The 17,129-nt window shown below is 68.6% G+C and carries 14 protein-coding genes and 1 riboswitch; of the genes, 9 read left to right on the forward strand and 5 right to left on the reverse strand.

Annotated features, from left to right (window positions below; all coding sequences use genetic code 11):
* Positions 1-33: 33 nt before the first annotated feature.
* From GTH33_RS12245 to GTH33_RS12255, 3 genes are all read right to left on the reverse strand, one after another.
* Complete coding sequence (locus GTH33_RS12245; protein WP_163958630.1) at positions 34-1,062, reverse strand: methionine synthase; 1,029 nt, start codon at positions 1,060-1,062, stop codon at positions 34-36.
* 29 nt (positions 1,063-1,091) lie between these two features.
* The gene (locus GTH33_RS12250; protein WP_163958631.1) at positions 1,092-2,078 is read right to left on the reverse strand and encodes a DUF1852 domain-containing protein; all 987 of its coding nucleotides are present in this window, start codon (positions 2,076-2,078) and stop codon (positions 1,092-1,094) included.
* A gap of 128 nt (positions 2,079-2,206) precedes the next feature.
* A riboswitch (cobalamin riboswitch) is annotated at positions 2,207-2,428 on the reverse strand.
* Between the two features lie 110 nt (positions 2,429-2,538).
* Positions 2,539-5,604, reverse strand: coding sequence for a family 78 glycoside hydrolase catalytic domain (locus tag GTH33_RS12255; protein WP_163958632.1), 3,066 nt, complete (start codon positions 5,602-5,604; stop codon positions 2,539-2,541).
* A gap of 314 nt (positions 5,605-5,918) precedes the next feature.
* Between GTH33_RS12255 and GTH33_RS12260 the strand changes: the two genes are divergently transcribed.
* From GTH33_RS12260 to GTH33_RS12275, 4 genes are all read left to right on the forward strand, one after another.
* Positions 5,919-6,191, forward strand: coding sequence for a hypothetical protein (locus GTH33_RS12260; RefSeq protein ID WP_163958633.1), 273 nt, complete (start codon positions 5,919-5,921; stop codon positions 6,189-6,191).
* A complete protein-coding gene (locus tag GTH33_RS12265) occupies positions 6,181-6,462 on the forward strand; it encodes an avidin/streptavidin family protein (protein ID WP_163958634.1) in 282 nt (93 codons plus the stop codon). Before GTH33_RS12260 ends, GTH33_RS12265 begins: the two co-directional genes overlap by 11 nt.
* Before the next feature lie 325 nt (positions 6,463-6,787).
* On the forward strand, positions 6,788-7,879 hold the full coding sequence (locus GTH33_RS12270; RefSeq protein WP_163958635.1) for a glycosyltransferase: 1,092 nt from the start codon (positions 6,788-6,790) through the stop codon (positions 7,877-7,879).
* Positions 7,876-8,979 (forward strand): glycosyltransferase family 4 protein, encoded by a 1,104-nt coding sequence (locus GTH33_RS12275; RefSeq protein ID WP_243848241.1) that lies wholly within the window; start codon positions 7,876-7,878, stop codon positions 8,977-8,979. Before GTH33_RS12270 ends, GTH33_RS12275 begins: the two co-directional genes overlap by 4 nt.
* Here the strand turns inward: GTH33_RS12275 and GTH33_RS12280 are convergent.
* On the reverse strand, positions 8,930-9,856 hold the full coding sequence (locus GTH33_RS12280; protein ID WP_163958636.1) for a glucosamine inositolphosphorylceramide transferase family protein: 927 nt from the start codon (positions 9,854-9,856) through the stop codon (positions 8,930-8,932). The genes GTH33_RS12275 and GTH33_RS12280 overlap by 50 nt on opposite strands.
* Positions 9,857-9,926: 70 nt before the next feature.
* Positions 9,927-11,150: a hypothetical protein gene (locus tag GTH33_RS12285; RefSeq protein ID WP_243848240.1), complete on the reverse strand. Its 1,224-nt coding sequence runs from the start codon at positions 11,148-11,150 to the stop codon at positions 9,927-9,929.
* Between the two features lie 112 nt (positions 11,151-11,262).
* Here GTH33_RS12285 and GTH33_RS12290 point away from each other — a divergent pair, with 112 nt between their 5' ends.
* The 5 genes from GTH33_RS12290 (at position 11,263) to GTH33_RS12310 (ending at position 17,027) form a co-directional block, all read left to right on the forward strand.
* On the forward strand, positions 11,263-12,618 hold the full coding sequence (locus GTH33_RS12290; protein ID WP_208403992.1) for a lipopolysaccharide biosynthesis protein: 1,356 nt from the start codon (positions 11,263-11,265) through the stop codon (positions 12,616-12,618).
* The gene (locus GTH33_RS12295; protein WP_249054884.1) at positions 12,615-13,184 is read left to right on the forward strand and encodes an RNA polymerase sigma factor; all 570 of its coding nucleotides are present in this window, start codon (positions 12,615-12,617) and stop codon (positions 13,182-13,184) included. The genes GTH33_RS12290 and GTH33_RS12295 overlap by 4 nt, the downstream gene beginning before the upstream one ends.
* Positions 13,174-14,130: a FecR family protein gene (locus tag GTH33_RS12300; protein ID WP_163958637.1), complete on the forward strand. Its 957-nt coding sequence runs from the start codon at positions 13,174-13,176 to the stop codon at positions 14,128-14,130. The genes GTH33_RS12295 and GTH33_RS12300 overlap by 11 nt, the downstream gene beginning before the upstream one ends.
* Before the next feature lie 10 nt (positions 14,131-14,140).
* Positions 14,141-16,513: a TonB-dependent receptor gene (locus GTH33_RS12305; protein WP_163958638.1), complete on the forward strand. Its 2,373-nt coding sequence runs from the start codon at positions 14,141-14,143 to the stop codon at positions 16,511-16,513.
* 256 nt (positions 16,514-16,769) lie between these two features.
* Complete coding sequence (locus tag GTH33_RS12310) at positions 16,770-17,027, forward strand: hypothetical protein (RefSeq protein ID WP_163958639.1); 258 nt, start codon at positions 16,770-16,772, stop codon at positions 17,025-17,027.
* The last annotated feature ends 102 nt before the right edge of the window (positions 17,028-17,129 follow it).

A 17,129-nucleotide genomic window follows, 5' to 3' on the forward strand; every position in this document is an offset into this window, starting at 1 on the left:
AGACGCCCGGTGGGGCGCGCCGTCCACCTCCGTTCAGCTCGAAAGCTCCGCCCGCACGATTGCAGCGCCTGCGCCCAGCGCCTTCAACTTGCCGTGTGCGATATCGCGCGCCAGCGGTGCCATGCCGCAGTTGGTGGCGGGATAGAGCTTGTCCGCATCGACGAACTCCAGCGCCTTGCGGAGCGTGTCGGCGACCTGTTGCGGCGTTTCGACGATGTCGGTCGCCACATCGATCGCGCCCACCATCACCTTCTTGCCGCGAACCAGTTCGATCAGGTCCATCGGTACGCGCGAATTCTGGCACTCGAGCGAGAGGATATCGATCGTCGATCGCTGCAGATTGGGGAAGGTCTGCTCATATTGTCGCCATTCCTGGCCGAGCGTCTTCTTCCAATCGGTATTGGCCTTGATGCCATAGCCGTAGCAGATGTGCACCGCGGTCTCGGCCGTCAGCCCCTGCGCCGCCCGTTCCAGCGTTGCGATGCCCCAGTCGTTCGCCTCGTCGAAGAAGACGTTGAACGCCGGCTCGTCGAACTGGACGATATCGACCCCCGCCGCTTCCAGCTCGCGCGCTTCCTGATTGAGGATGAGCGCGAATTCCCACGCCAGCTTTTCGCGGCTGCGATAATGCGCGTCGTACAGCGTGTCGATCATCGTCATCGGGCCAGGCAACGTCCATTTGATCGGTCCGTCGGTCTGCGAGCGCAGATACCGTGCGTCGTCGACGAACACGGATTTCGGCCGCGACACGGCGCCCACGACCGTCGGCACGCTTGCATCGTAGCGGTTGCGGATGCGCACGGTTTCGCGCTTCGCGAAATCGACGCCATCCAGATGTTCGACGAAGGTCGTCACGAAATGCTGGCGCGTCTGCTCACCATCGCCGACGATGTCGATCCCGGCCCGGCGCTGATCGTCCACCGCGAGGCGCAGCGCATCGCGCTTGCCCGCAATCAGCGCCTCGCCCTCCAGCTTCCATGGCGACCAGAGCGTCCCCGGCTCCGCGAGCCAGGCGGGCTTGGGCAGGCTGCCCGCGGTCGTGGTCGGCAACAGGGTCGTCATGTCGGAAATACCTCGTGGATCGTGGGACATCAGAGTGCGCAGGTCGCCGACCATTGCTGGAGCACCGCGCGATGGGGCCGGATGAAATGCTCTTCGGCGAAGCGGCCCTGCTCGGTCGCCAGCCGGCTGCGCTCCTCCCGATCGTAGACGATGCGGGTCAGTGAATAGTCCTGATAGTCGAGGCTGGGGCGATACCGCGCGGCCGCGACCGAATTGGCATTGTAGATCTCGGGCCGGTAGATCTTCTGGAATGTCTCCATCGTGCTGATCGTGCCGGCGAGCTCCAGCGCGGTATAATCGCCGATCAGGTCGCCGATATGGTAGAAGGCGAGCGGCGCGACGGCATGGCGCGGCATGAAGTAGCGCACCGTCATGCCCATCTTGGCGAAATAGGCATCGGTCGCCGAGACATCGTCGTTGCGATATTCCACGCCCAGGATGGGGTGCACGTTCGTGGTGCGATGATAGGTGCGGCTGCTGGACACGCTGAGGCAGATGACCGGCGGCTTGGCGAACCGTTCGCGATACGCGGCCGAATGCAGGAAGTGCCTGAACAGCTTGCCGTGCAGATCGCCGAAGCCGGCGGGCGGATCGCCGCCGGGATGCCGCCGCAGGTGGTCGGGCAACACGACGCTGAAATCGTAGTCGCGGACATAGGAGGAGAAGTTGTTGCCGACGATGCCGTCGATACGCCCGCCGGTGCCCGTGTCGAGGATCGTGGTCTGAAGGATTTCGATCAGCGGAAACGCATCGCCCGCGGCGACGGCGTCGATACGCAGCGCGACCGACAGGATCGTGAGTTCGACCGCATAGCGATCGCCCGCCGGATTGTCCCAATGCGCCAGCGAATTGAACCGGTTGTCGATCATCCGCAGCGTGTTGCGCAAATTCTCCTGCCGGCTGTCGCCGCGGGCGAGATTGGCGAAGTTGGTGGTCGTGCGCGTGTTTTCGGCGGGACGATAATCCTCATCGAACGGGATGCTGCCGATCGTGAACGTGATCCCGGTATCCGTCATGTCTCACCTGCGCTGTGCAGACGGATGAGCCGACGGAAGAGCGCGCAAGCCACGACCACGCCCGACGGCAAAGGCGCGCCACCGGGATTGCGTCAAGCGCGATCCACCGGAGGAACCCCCGTCCGAGGAACGTTATGGCGTCGCAGGCAGGTCTCCTGGCTCACGGGTCAATGCGGTGGTCCCGGCCTTCCCAAGCCCCTTGCGAAGGCTCAGTGACACGAAATGGGCCCACTGCTCGCCGCTTACAGTTGCGGGGGCAGCGCCGGAATTCGCCCCGAAGGACGTCACCGGCTTCCCGTCTTAGCCCCACCGTCACGCCTGAGGCGGGGAACCTCGACACGCGTCTTCAACACCACCGGCACCGACCTGTCAATCATGATATAAAGATTTCTTTATATGTGATGCTGGCGGACGTCGCGCATCGACGTGGGCAGCGCATTCCTGGCGCTGGGGGCGGCCGTCACGCTCGAACCACCAGACGATGGCGTCCCGGTCGGCAGGTTCGATCGATGCCCGGCAGCACAACCTGCGCAAGGGTGTTGGCGGGGACCGCGAGGTCGAGCGTCACCTGCCCGCCGGTCCTGCGCCACGCCGTTTCGATCCGTCCCGAGGCGCTGTCGAGCGACACCCCGGCCGATGCGAAACGGGGATCGAAGAGCGGGGCCACCCGGAACCGCCGGAAGCCGGGTTCGACCGGCTCGACGCCGCCGATCCGGCGGTAGAGGAACGAGCACACCGCCCCCAGCGCGTAATGGTTGAACGAGTTCATCGACACATCGCCGGTATCGCCATTCCAGCGTTCCCAGATCGTCGTAGCCGCCTGTCGGGCCATATAGCCCCAGGACGGATAATCGGTGCGCAGCAGCAGGTCGAAGGCCAGCCGATCGTGGCCGGCATCGGCCAGCGCGTCGAGCCCGAGTGGGGTGCCGAGGAAGCCGGTGGTGAGCAACCGCCCGCGCCGGTCGACCTCCCGGGCCAGCCGTTGCCCCGCGCGTGCCCGCAGCACATCGGGGACGAGGCGGAGACGCAGCGCGAGGATATAGCCCGTGTGGCTGCCGTTACCGACCGCGCCGTCCGCCGCGACGAACGCCTGCGCGAAGGCCGCCCGGGTCCGGGCCGCCTTCGCCTGCCAATGCCGGGTGTCCGCCCGCCCGATCCATGCCGCCATCGTCGCCATCTGGTCCAGCGATCGCGCCAGCATCGCGCTGGCGATCAGCGGCTTGGGCGTCGTCTCGTCGCCCGGCCATCTGGCGTCGAGCGCCAGCCAGTCGCCCAGATCGGCACCACGCCCGTGGCGCCACAGACCGTCCGGATTCATGCCGAGAATGCCGTCGCAATAGGCGGCCATCGCGGCCCAATTGTCGTCCACCACCGAACGATCCCCGGTGTGCAGACAGGCGACATAGGGCAGCATGACCCCGGCATCGGCCCAGCCGGGCGTCGCCGTGTCGCTGCCCCATCCCAGTCCCCGGGGCGAGGGCGACCACATCGGATAGGCGCCGTTCGCCGCCTGATCGTCGCGCAGCATCCGCGTGAACGACCGGGTGAAGCCACCGACATCCATGTTGAACGCTGCGGTGTCCCAGAACACCTGCGCATCGCCGGTCCAGCCCAGCCGCTCGTCGCGTTGCGGACAATCGGTCGGGTTGCCGCGGAAGTTCGATCGCTGGCTCCACAGCGTGTTGAGCCACAGTTTCTGGACCAGCGGTTGCGCGACGGTGAAGGTCCCGATCTCGTCGAGGTCGCTCGACACGACCAGCCCCGTCACCTGGTCCGGGGGCAGGTCAGCGATGCCGTCCACCTGCGCATAGCGGAAGCCTTGGAACGTGAAGACCGGCTCCAGCACCTCGGTACCGCCGCCCGCCAGTGTGTAGCGATCCTGCGCCCGGGCGACGCGCAGGTTGCGGCGGTCGAGGGCGCCGTCGCGATCGAGGATCTCGGCATGGGTGACCACGACCGTATCGCCGCGGTTCCCCCGCACCGACAGGCGCACGCGGCCGGCGAAGTTCTGGCCGAAATCGACGATATGCGCGTTGGCGCCGATCCGGCGGATCGCGGCCGGGCGGATGGTGCGGCTGACCCGGATCGGCGGTCCGAGTGGAGGGGAGGGGGTGGCCGGCGGCGGCGGCGCGGGCCATGCGGCGTCCCAGCCGCGATCGTCGAAGCCGGGCGCATTCCAGCCCGCCGGCCAGCGGCGCCGGTCGTGATCCTCGCCGGCGTATATCTCCGACAGCGTGATCGGCGCTTCGTGATGCCGCCAGCGATCGTCGCCGAGCACGAACGGCGTCCCTGCACCATCCTCGATCATCAGCCGGAACCGGCGCGGGGCCGGGCCATAGGCATAGCGGCCATCGGGTGCCTGATAGCTGGCATAGAAGCCGTCGCCGACCATGACCGCGACGACATTCTCGCCTGTTCGCAGCAGACCGGCGACGTCGTAGGTGCGACAGGGTATGCGGCGGCGATATTCGGCGGGTTCCGATTGCAGTTCGTCGTCGCCGACGCGCCGGCCATTGATCAAGATGCGATAGCCGCCCAGCGCCGCGATGTGCAGCCGCGCGGTCCGTGGCACGGCCGCCAGATCGAACCGCCGCCGCAACAACCGGGCCGGGGTCGGAGGCCAGGCGAAGTGGTCCTGCCGAGCATCCAGCGCCGCCGGACGCCAAGCGCCGTAGGGGGTGGCCGCCTCCCACCCCTCGACGATGCGCCGGGCGCCGCCACCGGCATGAGGCGAACGCAGTTGCGCGGCAAGCGTGGCCGACACGGTGTCGCCGTCCCTCCGTGGCGCGACCTCTGCGATCAGGACATGCTCGCCTTTCGTCAGCGGCAGCACGAAGCGGGCAGCGGGGGGCGGGCCATAGGCGTCCTTGTGCCAGACCGGCACCGCCACCGGGCGGCCATCGAGGGACAGGCCGACGAGCCGGCTGCGCGTGTCGATCGTGAACGGTCCGTCGCCGGCGTCGCTGGCGAAGCGCAGACGGAAGCGTGCGGGACCCTTGTCGTCGGGAAGGTCGGTCCGGCTCCAGCGGGGCGGGACGAGGCGGTCGTCGCGCTCGTCCGCGCTTTCCACCGCCAGCCACTCGCCCCGCCAGTCGCCGTCGGCCAGTGCCATTCCCCAGCTTGCCGGCGCGCTCCACGACGATACGGCGCCGGTCGCGTCCCACACGCGCACCTGCCACCAGCAGCGCTGTCGCGGCCCGAGCGGACGTCCGGCATATCGCACCCCGGTCGATGTCGTATCGACCACGCGTCCGCTGTCCCACAGATCCGCGTCGCCAGCGATCAGTCGCGCGCGATCGCCGGCGACCCTTATCTGGAACGCCGCCTGCATCGTCGTGTCGGGTCCCGTGATCCGCCATGCCAGCATCGGTCGTGCATCGCCCACCGCCAACGGATCGCGCAGCCCCGCGGTCCTGAGGTCGGATACACGCAGAGACCCCGCATCCGCCGCGTCCGCCGACGATGTCAGGAGCGCGGTGCCGGCACCGATCCCCGTCATCAGGGCGCGACGATCGATCGACGGCATCGTTCTTTCTCCTCGCGCGTCCTTAGCCGACGCTATGACCGGCTTTACCAGGACGGTCGCGGCCAGCCGAAGACCCGTCTTGGATCCCTGACGGACAGCATGGACGGGATTATGGGGGATATCCATCCGAATCGGACCGGTGTTTCCGTCGGATAGACGTCACGTCGTCTCCAGTCGTGTATGGCGACATCATCCGATCGCATCCGCCCATGCCGGGATGTCAGAACTGACGATGTGTCCCAAGTGCTTGCACATCTCGCAGCGCAATTCGGACTGGTCGCTTGCCCCTTGCTGCCTGCGCACGAGTAATCGGCATGTCCGCGCCATCCCTCGACCAATGCACGGCGGTGGCGGGAGTAACGATCGGGTTGGAGTTCGGCATCGACGACGCGCCCGGCATCAAAGCCGCGCCAGTCAGTCGCGGTTTGCATAAGCCGGCGACGCTTCGCAGGGCGCTTTCGTATCCGGGCATGATGGGCGACTGCCGTTACTTTCATTATGGAAGTGATGTCGCTGTTCCGCTTGCCGTGGCTGCAATAGATCGGGCTCGTTCCATCGAAAAGACAGGAAACCGACATGCAGCATGAAAAGGCGCTTGCCCTTACTCTTGCCGGCGGACATGAAGACGCTGACCCGGCCGCATCGCCGCTACTCGACAGCGGTAATACGTGGGTGAACGAACTTGGCTCGACCGCGACATTCACCTTTGGCGCGAATGGTATGCTGTCGGGAACGTACACGAGCAAGGTAAGCGGTGGCGGCGGCACGATCTCGGGCGCGATCACCGGATATTACAAGGGTTATACCATCGCGTGGTCCGTCCTATGGCCGACGAACCCGCCCGCGATCACGAGCTAGACCGGCGAATACGTCCGCAACGGCTCCGGGTTCGTCATCGAAACCTTGTGGTATATGGTGACGCAGACCGCCAACCCTGGCGATCCGACGCAATTCTGGACTGCGGTCAACGCGGGCGCGGATACGTTCACGCTGCAATGATCTGGTCTTAGCGGCCATTCGAGAGGAGAGTGCGGGACCATATCCCGCCCGCCCTTGCCAATTCGGCCTGCTACCGCGCCTGCGTTGGCATCGATCGCTTTCCGCGCGGGATCGGCATCCTCGCGCCAGTGCGTGATCCCGTCGGCGATGGCGCAGCCGCCGCGACGCGGCTAGTTGCAGGGCGATGTCGCCAGATACATTCCATATTTTGGTCGTCCTGCAGGATTTCGCATTGGGGGGCACGGAACGGGTCGCCCTGCGGCTCGCGGAGGTGTGGGCAAGGCTGGGCGTGCAGGTCACGGTCTTTGCAGGATCGGATGACGGTGCGCTGCGCGCGATGGCTGGCGAGCATGTCAGGATCGTGGTGGCCGATCCGCGCATCCGTCGTGGGCGAGGATCGCGCACGCGACTGGGCAAGGCCGCGCGGAGGTTCGCCGGCGGCGATCCTCGTACGGTCGTCTTCATACCGGGTAACTACCACTGGCCGGTCGCCCCGGCCTTTGCCGGGTCGGGCATGGCCGTCATCGCACAGGTCAGCGCCGCGCTCGACAAGCCGCAGCGGGGGCGGGTGCGGCAATGGGGGTTCGAACGGCGGATGCGATGGCTGTTGCGCGATGTCGATGCCGTCGCGACGTTATCCGACGATCCGCGCCGTCAGTCGGATCGCATCCTCGCTCGACCGATCGCGACGACGATCGCGTTGCCGGCACTGGCAGATGCGGTGCCACCACCGACTCCGATCCCGGCGGATGCAACCCCGATCGTCATGGCGGCCGGGCGGCTGGTACCGGAGAAGGGGTTTGCGCAGCTGATCGCGGCCTTTGCCGCCCTGCCGCACCGCACCGCACGTCTGGTGATCGTCGGCGACGGGCCGGAAGCATCGGCATTGCGCGAGCTGGCGGCGCGAACGGGCGTGGCGGATCGCGTGACCTTTCCGGGCTATGTCGCGGATACCCGGCCGTGGCTGGACAGGGCGCGCCTGTTCGTGCTGCCGTCCGATTTTGAGGGGTTTCCCGCGGTGCTGGTCGAGGCGCTGGCCGCGGGGCGGCCGGTCGTCGCCACGGACTGCACGCCCGCGACCCGGCTGCTCGCCGCGACGCCGGGGGCGGGGGCGATCGTGCCGGTGGGCGGAGTGGCCGCGTTGACCCAGGCGATCGGCGACCTGCTCGACCGGGCACCACCCGATCCGCAGTCGCTGGCGGCATCGGTCGCGCAGCATCGCATCGGACCGGTTGCGCGCGCCTATCTGGACCTGTTCGCCGCGGTGAGGCGATGACGAAGCCGGGCATGCGCATCGCCTATGTCATCAATTCCGTCGAAGGGGGCGGTGCGGCATCGCCGGTGCCGGCGGTGCTCGGCGTGCTGCGCGACGGCGGCGCCGATGTCGCCGTGTTCGCCCTGACGCCGCGCGATCGGCGCGGCGAGGCGGCGATGCGCGCGGCGGGGTTAGCGGTGTACGTGCGCGATGGCGGCGAGGGCGACCATGTCGCGGCACTGCGCTGGCTGGACGCCGAACTGCGCGCCTGGGGCCCGACACACCTCTGGACTTCGTTGACGCGCGCCACCCTGCTCGGACAGCTCATCGGTTTGCGCCGGGGCTGGCCGGTCGTCAGCTGGCAGCATGCGGCGTTCCTGAAGCCGGCCAACCGCGTGCTGCTGCGCATGATGCAACGCGCCTCACGTTTATGGATCGGCGACAGCGCGGCGGTGACACGGCTGACCGCGGCGCGCCTGCACGTGCCGGCGAGGCGGCTGGTCCAATGGTCGATCTTTCGCACCGATCCCGCCGCGCGGCAGGCGAAGCCGTGGCAACCGGGCGAAAGGCTGCGGATCGGGACGCTCGGCCGGCTGCACCCCGTCAAAGGCTATGACGTATTGATCGAGGCGATCGCACGGGTGACGGCGGCCACCCCATTCGACGTCGTGATCGCCGGCGATGGCGCGGAACGCGGGGCGCTGGAAGCCCTGGCGGCGGCACGATCCGTCACCAACGTCCGCTTCGCCGGCTATGCCACCGACCCGGCCGAATTCCTCGCCACCTGCCATCTCTACGTCCAGCCGTCGCGATCGGAGGGGTTGTGCGTGGCAGCGCATGAGGCGATGCAGGCCGGCCTGCCCGTCGTCGCATCGCGCGTAGGAGAGCTGGCGGACAGCGTCGTCGAGGGCGTGACCGGCAGGCTGGTCGCTCCCGGCGATGCCGCGGCGCTGGCGGAGGCGCTGTCGGCGTGCCTGGCCGAGCCCAGGGCGCTGGCGGAGATGGGGCAGGCGGCACGAGCTCGCGTACTCGATCGCTTCGGCCCGGACCGGTTCGCCGCGACGGGCCTCGCTATCCTCGACCGCCTCGCGACGTTCGGATCCGGCGCGCCAGTTTCCTGATCTCGCGGATCGCCTCGATCGACAGGCCGTGCGGCGACAGTTCGGTGCGCTTCATGTCGACGAGCGTCACCGGGCCGGCGGCGGCGAGCGTATGCAGCCCCTCGACGAACGGCGTCGCGGCCGGCGGCGCGAGCAGCGGGGGGCCGGCGGTGGCGGCGAACCGGTCGGAGGTCAGCGTGGTGACCGTGAGCGGCCGGATCGCCCCGCCATAGGTCCGGCTGCAATCCTGCACCGGCAGCACGATCCGGCCATCGACCACGATCGGCATGCCGCCCGGTCGCGCACTGGCGATATCGACGCGGACCGGATTGCCGGGATGCGGGGTCCACGGCCCCGCCAGCCGATCGGCGAACGCGACGTGGAGGGCACTCATCTTGTCCGGCTCGCGGCTTGCCGAGGTGTAGAACAGCCACCATCGCCCGTCGTGAAACACCGGCGTCGCATCGACCGGGACATGGTCGAGCGCGATGACGTGCGCGGCCTCCCACCGCCGGGGAAAGTCGATGGCGCGATACAGCGTCAGCCGGCCGGAACGATGCGCTTCCGGCAGCATCCAAGTCTCGCCCTCCGCCTCGAAGACGAGAGGGTAGGACAGGTGCCAGGGTTCGTTCAGCACCGGATGACGGTCGACCAGGCGCAGCGCGGCATCGTAGACCAGCACCTCTATGGCGCCGATACGGATGCGATAGTCATAGGTTTCGACGAAGACGTACAGGCGCCCGTCCCGCCACAGGCCGAACGGATCGGCGAGAAAGCGGAAACTGCCCATCGGCGGCAGCCAGTGCCACGGCAGGCCCTCGATCGATCCACGGGCGACGATCTCCTGCGCCGTCGCCTGCACGATCGCCGGGCGCCAGATGTCTTTGCGTAAGGCCACGATCGTGCATCAGTCCCTGGGGCCGGCACCCAGTGCGGGAATCGGCGATGGTCGCTCCTGTCGCGATGGTTCAGGCGACGCGCAATCCCTCATCGGCACGCGGCGCGGCGACCGGTCGATGCAGCCGGGCGTTCGATCCCGTATCGCCCAGCACGCTCATCACCGCGCGCGCCGCGCGGGTCGCGGAGCGTTCGTGGGTGAGTTCGAAGCTGCGCTGGAACAGGGCGCGCTGTACCGGGCGGTAGCTTGCATGGCTCGCCACCGCGCGGTCGAGCGCGTCGCCGAGCCCGTTCGTGGTCGTCAGGACCTCGCCCGCCTGCCAATGGGCGTAATTGGGATCGCCCGCCCAGTCCGTGGCATGCGCATCGAGGAACAGGCAGGGCCGCGGCCGGTGGAGAAATTCGTAGACCTGGCTGCTGACGTCGCCGAGGTAGATGTCGGCGGCGGCGGTATAGGTCATGTCGGTCGACGCCGCGCTGCCGAGGTCGATGTGGATGTTGGGCGCGTCGCGATAGGCCTGTGCGATGCTGCCGGCGCGATCGATCCGGAATCGGTCGATGGTGACGACGAAGCGGCGGTGGAACAGCATCACGTGCGGCGCAAAGATCAGGTTGTAGCGATCGTCGCGCAGGAAATGGTCAAGCACCGCGCGCCCCTGCGCATACCAGGAGGACAGATGCGGCGAGGGGTGGGGGTTGTAGAGCACGGTCGGCTTGCCGTTCGCCTGGAACGGCAGGCGCGGCGCGGGGTCGGGCATCAGGTCGAACTTCGGATAGCCGATCAGGCTCATCCGTTCGGGCGCGACGCCGGCGTCGTGGATCAGCCGCTGGCGGATCTTGCTGCCCGACACCAGGACGTGATCGAACATCGCGCTGTGCCGATTGAAGCCGATCGCGCGATCGCCGGCACCGTGGCGGGTGTGGATGATCTTGAGATCGTCCAGGCCGTAGCGCGTCTTGAGCAGCAGCGAAGTCTTCTCGGCCACCACCAGTGCATCGAGCGAGCGGAAGAAATCGAGATTGTCGCGATAGATGCTGATCTTCGTCACCGGCAGGCCCCATTCCAGCGTCGCGGCGAGCGCCTTCGTCGACGGGCGGCGGAGCGTAAGCTGCACCACCGGGATCGTGACGCACAGGCGGGCGCAAAGCCGCTCGACCTCTGCGGTCAGCCGATCGTTGGTGGTGGCAACGACGATCTCGACCTGCGGATAGTCCTGCGCCATGGCGAGCGCGGTCGGCAGGGCGTGCGCGACCTGGTGGACCTGGTCGTGATTGAACAAGAAACCGATCTTCATGCCCGTCTGACGCCGACATCCGCTTCAACCCTCACTAAAAATTTTGTCATCTGCCCCGTCGCAGGGAACTTTCTGGTCGTTTGCCGATCGTGGCTGTCCTATTGGCTGCGCGATGCGCCCTTTCGCTCGCACCCCCACCGACCGCTTCGATGCCCCGCGTGCGCGGCAGGGCGGGGTGTGGCTGGTGCTGGCCAATCTCGGCCACCTGCTCGGCGGCAAGGCGGCGGCGGGGGTGATAAGCCTCGTCTACCTCGTGCTGGTGACGCACCGGCTGGGGGCGGCGGACTATGGCGTGCTGGTGCTGGTCAACGCCTATGCGGTGCTGATCGGCAGCCTGCTGGCATTTTCGGGTTTCCACGGCGTGGTTCGCTATGGCGGGATCGCGCTGGAGGGCAACGACCCGGCGGGATTTGCGCGGATCGTCCGTTTCATGGCGGTCGTCGAACTCGGCTGCGGCGCCGTCGCTATCGTCGTCGCGGCGATCGTCGCGCCGCTGGTCGGCCCGCGGCTCGGCTGGTCGGCGGATACGATCCGCATCGCCACGATCTACAGCCTCGCGGTGATCGCCACCGTCCGCGCGACGCCGCAGGGCCTGTTGCAGATCGCCGGGCGGTTCGACCTGATCGGCATGCATCAGGCGGTATCGCCGCTGATCCGGCTGGTCGGCGCGCTGGGCGTGTGGATCGCCGGTGGCGGCCTGATCGGATTCCTGACCGTCTGGCTGGTCGCCGCGGTCGCGGAGGGGCTGGCGATGTGGGGCTTCGGCCTCGTCGCGTGGCGGCGACTGGCGCAGGGCGAGCGGCTGCGCGGGCCGTGGCGTGATGCCGCGCGCCAGACCGAGGGGTTCACCCGGTTCATCCTCATCACCAATTTCGACATCACGGTGCGCGAACTCGCGCCCAATCTGGCACCGCTGACCGTGGGCTGGCTGCTCGGCCCCGCCGCGGCCGGGCTGCTCGCGCTGACCCAGCGGGCGACCGCGCTGCTCGCGCAGCCGACGGTGCTGCTGAGCCAGGCGAGCTATGCCGTGCTGGCCGGTCAGGTCGCCCGCGGGGAACGGGCGGCGCTGCGTCACACCGTGTGGCGCAGCGCCGGCCTGGCGCTGGCGGTCGCCGTACCGATCATGCTGGTACTGGCGGTGCTGGGCGACCGGCTGCTGACGATATTCGGCGGTAGCAGCTTCGCCGGGGGAACGATGCTGCTGGTGCTGGTCGCGGCGGCGCGGACGGCGGGACTTGCCAGCGCACCTCTGGCAGCGGGGCTGACCGCGCTCGGGCTGCCCGAACGATCGATGGCGGTCGGGCTGGTGACCAGCCTTGGGCTCTATCCGCTGCTGCCGGTCCTGCTCTGGGTCGGCGGGGTCGACGGCGCCGGCTGGCATGCGCTGCTCCAGAACATGATCGCAATCCTCGCGCTGGCGGCGATGTTCCTTCGCGACGCGCGCGCACCGGCAGCGGTTTCGGCGTGAACGGCGCCGGGCAAGACGGTGGGTTGCGGGCGGTGTTCCTTGCCGAACGCCCCTTGTTTCTGCGCATGCTGGTCGCCCGGCTGGGCGATGTCGGCGAGGCGGAGGACGTGCTGCAGGACCTGTGGCTCAGGCTGGACGCCACTGCTGTTGGCCCGATCGCCGATCCGACCGCCTATCTGTATCGGATGGCGAACAACATGGCGATCGACCGACGCCGTCGCGCGGCGCGGCGGCTGGATCGGGACGGCGCCTGGTCGCACAGCCGGCCGGACGCCAGCGAACACCCCGATGCCGAACGGATGATGATCGCGCGCGACCGCCTGGCGCGGGTGGAGGCAATCCTGGCGCGCCTGCCGGAACGCGTCGCCACCGCCTTTCGCCTGTACCGGTTCGAGGAGCTTCCGCAGAAGGCCATCGCCGAGCGGATGAACATTTCGGTCAGCGGTGTCGAGAAGCTGTTGTACCGTGCCTATGCGAAAATCCACCTGCGCCGCGGACCGGCAGGTGAGGATGACGGTCAGGCAGTGCGTCTTACCCAAGAGGAGGACCGCTGCGATGGCCGTTGAGCGCGAGGACGAGGCGCATGCCGATGCGATCGACTGGCTGTTGCGGTTGCCGACGGCGACGGCAGCGGATTGGCAGGCCTTCACCGATTGGCTGGAAGCGGACGAGGCGCACGTGCGTGCCTATGACGCGCTGACGCTGGCGGACGCCGACCTGGACGCCGCGATCGTGCCGCCGGACTGGACGCCGGTCATGCCGGCGCCGCGCCCGGCGCGCTGGCGCAACCGGTGGAGCTATACGGGGGCGGGCGGGCTGGTCGCGGCCGGGGTCGCGGCTGCGGTGATCGTGCCGCAGTCCGCAACGCCTCCCGTCGGCCGGATCGTCGAAACCCGGGCGGGCGAGCAGCGGGTGCTGAGACTGGCAGACGGTAGCCGGGTCGCCATGAACGGCGGCACCCGGCTGGCGATCGCGGATGCGCGCGAGCGTTCGGTCGTGCTGGAGCGCGGCGAAGCGGTGTTCGATGTGGTGCACGACGAAGCCCATGCGTTCGTCGTCCGGTCGGGTGACATGCGGATGCAGGATGTCGGCACCGTCTTCGACGTGGCGCGGGTCGGGCACCATCTCAGCGTACAGGTTGCCGAGGGTGCGGTGCTGTTCCAGCCGCAGGACGCCCGCATCATGCTGTCCGCGGGCGCGGCGCTGTCGCATGTCGACGGCGGATCGACCCGCATGTCGGGCGTGGCGGTCGACGATGTCGGCGGCTGGCGTCGACAGCGGCTGGCGTTCCGCGAAACGCCGGTACGGCTGGTCGCGGCCGCGCTGGAACGTAGCACGGGCGTCGCGGTGACGGTGATGCCGAACCTCCAGGAAGTGCCGTTCACGGGATCGATCCGTGTTGCCGGGCCGGCGGACCGGATGATGCCGCGGGTCGCCGCCCTGATCGGCGCGCGCGCGGTTCGCAACGGCGGACGCTGGACGCTGGTGCAGCGGGAGACGCCCGTTCCCTAGCCGTCCAGTCATGACGATCGTGTTGGCGGCATCGGCGCTCGGCGTGCCGGTGGCGGCCGCACCGCGTGGCGCGGGGCGATATCCGGTGAATGTACCTGCGGGGCCGCTGGACCGGGCGCTGAGCATGCTGGCCGGGCAGACGGCAAGCGATATCGGCAGTGCCGAACCCGATCTGGGACGCACCGTCGTCATCGGTGTGCGCGGACGGCTGACGGGAGTTGCGGCGCTCGGCAGGTTGCTGCGCGACACACCGTTCGCCGCGCAGGACCTGGGTGGCGGCGTCTACCGCGTAATCCGCCGGCCGCGGTCGCGCGCCAATCCCGCCAGGGTCGAACCGCGACCAGCGTCACCGCCCGCGCCGATCGAACCGCCCGCGTCGCCGCCGCCGGAGATCGTCGTTACCGCATCGAAGCGTACGGTATCGCTGCTGCGGTTCCCGGGGGCGATCACCGTGTTGCGCTCGGGCAGCGGGCTGCGGCTGGGCGACACTGCCGGCGACACGATGGAGCGGGCGCTGGCGGCGACCCCGATCCTTCAGGGGACGGCGCTGGGCGCGGGCCGCAACAAGCTGTTCATCCGCGGGGTCGCCGACAGCAGCTTCACCGGCCCGACGCAGGCGACGACCAACGTGTATTTCGGCGAGGTGCCGGTCGCCTATAACGGCCCCGATCCCGGTCTCAGCCTGTACGACATGGACCGGATCGAGGTGCTCGAAGGGCCGCAGGGCGCGCTTTATGGGGCGGGTGCGATCGGCGGGATCATCCGGCTGGTGCCGCATCCCGTCGATCTGGATACCGTTGCCGCCGACGTGTCGGGCGGGGTGAGCGCGACCCGCGGCGGCGCGGCGGGGGGCGATATCGCTGCGATGGTGAACCTGCCGCTGTCGGGCGGCGCCGCCGGGCTGCGCGCGGTGGCGTATCGATCGCGCGAGGGCGGCTATATCGCCGATGTCCGCCGTGCCCTGCGCAACGTCAATACGACGATCACGTCGGGCGGGCGCGCGGACCTTCGCGTCCGGCCGGCGTCGGGATGGACGATGGATGCAGGCGTCGTGCTGCAATCGGTCGCATCGGCGGACCTGCAATATGCCGAACGCGGCGCGCCGCCGCTGTCGCGCGCGTCGCTGCTCGCGCAGCCGTTCGATCAACGCTATGCGCTCGGCCGGCTGATCGTCGCCAAGGCATGGGACGATGGCCTGCGGCTGGTCTCGGCGACCGGCGTCGTCCATCGCGATGCGAGCGGCCGGTTCGACGCGACGCGGCGCGCCCGGCCGACACAGCCGATCGCCTATGACACGACCGAGCGCAGCCGGCTGTTGTCGCACGAGACGCGCCTGTCGCGCACGCGCGGCGACGGCGTCGGCTGGATGGTGGGCGTGTCGCTGATCCAGGCGCGCGACGTCTACGGGCGGATGTATGGCCCGCCCGACCGGTTGCGCGAGATCGTCGGCGTCAGCAACCGCACGATCGACGCGGCGGTGTTCGGTGAGGCCGGGATGGCGCCCTTGCCGCAACTGACGGTCACGCTGGGCGGGCGGTTGACCCACCAGCGCAGCGACGGCGAACCGACCGCCGGTTCGCGTGCCAATGCCTTCATCCGCGGCCGCAGCGTGACGCGGATCGATCCGACCATCGCCGCATCCTGGGCGTTGCAGCCGGACCTTGCCGCCTATGCGCGATTCCATTCCGGGTTCCGTACGGGCGGCATCACCGTGGCACCCGGTGTCGGCCGCGTCGCCGACCTGCGCCCCGATACGATCCGCGTCGTCGAGGTGGGCATTCGCAAGGAACGGCGCGGATCGACCGGCGTCGCCGGATCGGCGGGTGTCTCGATCGCCGACTGGCGCCATGTTCAGGCCGATCTGGTCGACCGGAGCGGCTTTCCGTTCACCACCAATCTTGGCAATGCGCGCATCCACGGATTGGAAGCGGAGGTGAACTGGGTTCCGGTCCGCAGCCTGCGCGGCGACCTGTCGCTGTTCCTTAACGACGCACGTGCGCTGGAGCCCGATGCCGCCGTCAGCCGCAACAGCCGCGTGCGCCTGCCCAATACGCCGCCCTTCGCCATGGCGGCGAGCGTCGCGTACACGCTGCCGATCGCCGGCAATCGCGAGATAGGCGTCCGTGCCGGATGGCGCTATGTCGGCCAATCCACCATCGGGACGCGGGCGCCGTTCGACGTCGCGCAGGGCGGCTACGGCGTTTCCCAATTGGGTGGGGAGTGGCGGGAAGGAAGGGTCCGCCTGACCGCGACGATCGACAATGTATTCGATGTTACCGGCGATCGCTTCGCCGGCGGCAATCCGTTCGCCCAGGCCATGCGGGACGAATACACGCCCCTGCAACCGCGCACCGTGCGTATCGGTGGCGCGGTACGATGGTAAGGCCATCGTCCCGGCCGACAGGAAGCGGGGGCAGTACGGTGTTCGCGTAATGGCGCAGCCCCGAGCCACGACCCGTCGAGCCGCGTCCGGAGACGCGCGATCCTGCTGCCGTAAGACATCGGTGATGGTGCCGTCACGCGCCGTGCCGTTCATGGTGGCCTAATCGCCGGGCGCGATAGGGCATCCATGCAGGATGCCCGCCTTGCCAATCGTCCGGCACGGGAACAAGGACGCGGACATCATGGGGAGGGCGAGAATGTCCGACGATTATGCACGTGGGCGGCGCGACGGGCTGCGCCTGGCGCTGTCCATCCTGGCGGCCGAAGAGGCCAAATGGGAAGCGTTGCTCGGCGAGAGTCCGTCGTGGCGGACCAACGCGACGCGTGCGATCCGCCACAAGGCATATCAGGTCGCGAGCAAACGGGTGCAGACCGCACTGAACCGGGTTCTGCCGAAGTCCGAAACCACCTTGCCGAGCGAGGTCGCGTCGATGATCGATCAGGCGGGTCTGTAGGGCAGGCCCCGTTGGACCGCGGATTGGCCGCGGGTGCAATCGTTCTTCGCAGTCGATGCCGGTGCCGCCGCGAACGGTGGTCGCGGCGCTTTCGCCCGACCA

It is taken from the genome of Sphingomonas insulae (genome assembly GCF_010450875.1).
Classification (GTDB): domain Bacteria; phylum Pseudomonadota; class Alphaproteobacteria; order Sphingomonadales; family Sphingomonadaceae; genus Sphingomonas; species Sphingomonas insulae.

What these genes read in the sequence shown, in the direction of transcription:
- GTH33_RS12265 (WP_163958634.1), top strand. Translation starts at nt 6,181, where the DNA reads ATGCAGCATGAAAAGGCGCTTGCCCTTACTCTTGCCGGCGGACATGAA.
- GTH33_RS12255 (WP_163958632.1), bottom strand. Translation starts at nt 5,604, where the DNA reads ATGCCGTCGATCGATCGTCGCGCCCTGATGACGGGGATCGGTGCCGGC.
- GTH33_RS12290 (WP_208403992.1), top strand. Translation starts at nt 11,263, where the DNA reads ATGCGCCCTTTCGCTCGCACCCCCACCGACCGCTTCGATGCCCCGCGT.
- GTH33_RS12310 (WP_163958639.1), top strand. Translation starts at nt 16,770, where the DNA reads ATGTCCGACGATTATGCACGTGGGCGGCGCGACGGGCTGCGCCTGGCG.
- GTH33_RS12275 (WP_243848241.1), top strand. Translation starts at nt 7,876, where the DNA reads ATGACGAAGCCGGGCATGCGCATCGCCTATGTCATCAATTCCGTCGAA.
- GTH33_RS12305 (WP_163958638.1), top strand. Translation starts at nt 14,141, where the DNA reads ATGACGATCGTGTTGGCGGCATCGGCGCTCGGCGTGCCGGTGGCGGCC.
- GTH33_RS12270 (WP_163958635.1), top strand. Translation starts at nt 6,788, where the DNA reads ATGTCGCCAGATACATTCCATATTTTGGTCGTCCTGCAGGATTTCGCA.
- GTH33_RS12245 (WP_163958630.1), bottom strand. Translation starts at nt 1,062, where the DNA reads ATGACGACCCTGTTGCCGACCACGACCGCGGGCAGCCTGCCCAAGCCC.
- GTH33_RS12250 (WP_163958631.1), bottom strand. Translation starts at nt 2,078, where the DNA reads ATGACGGATACCGGGATCACGTTCACGATCGGCAGCATCCCGTTCGAT.
- GTH33_RS12300 (WP_163958637.1), top strand. Translation starts at nt 13,174, where the DNA reads ATGGCCGTTGAGCGCGAGGACGAGGCGCATGCCGATGCGATCGACTGG.
- GTH33_RS12285 (WP_243848240.1), bottom strand. Translation starts at nt 11,150, where the DNA reads ATGAAGATCGGTTTCTTGTTCAATCACGACCAGGTCCACCAGGTCGCG.
- GTH33_RS12260 (WP_163958633.1), top strand. Translation starts at nt 5,919, where the DNA reads ATGTCCGCGCCATCCCTCGACCAATGCACGGCGGTGGCGGGAGTAACG.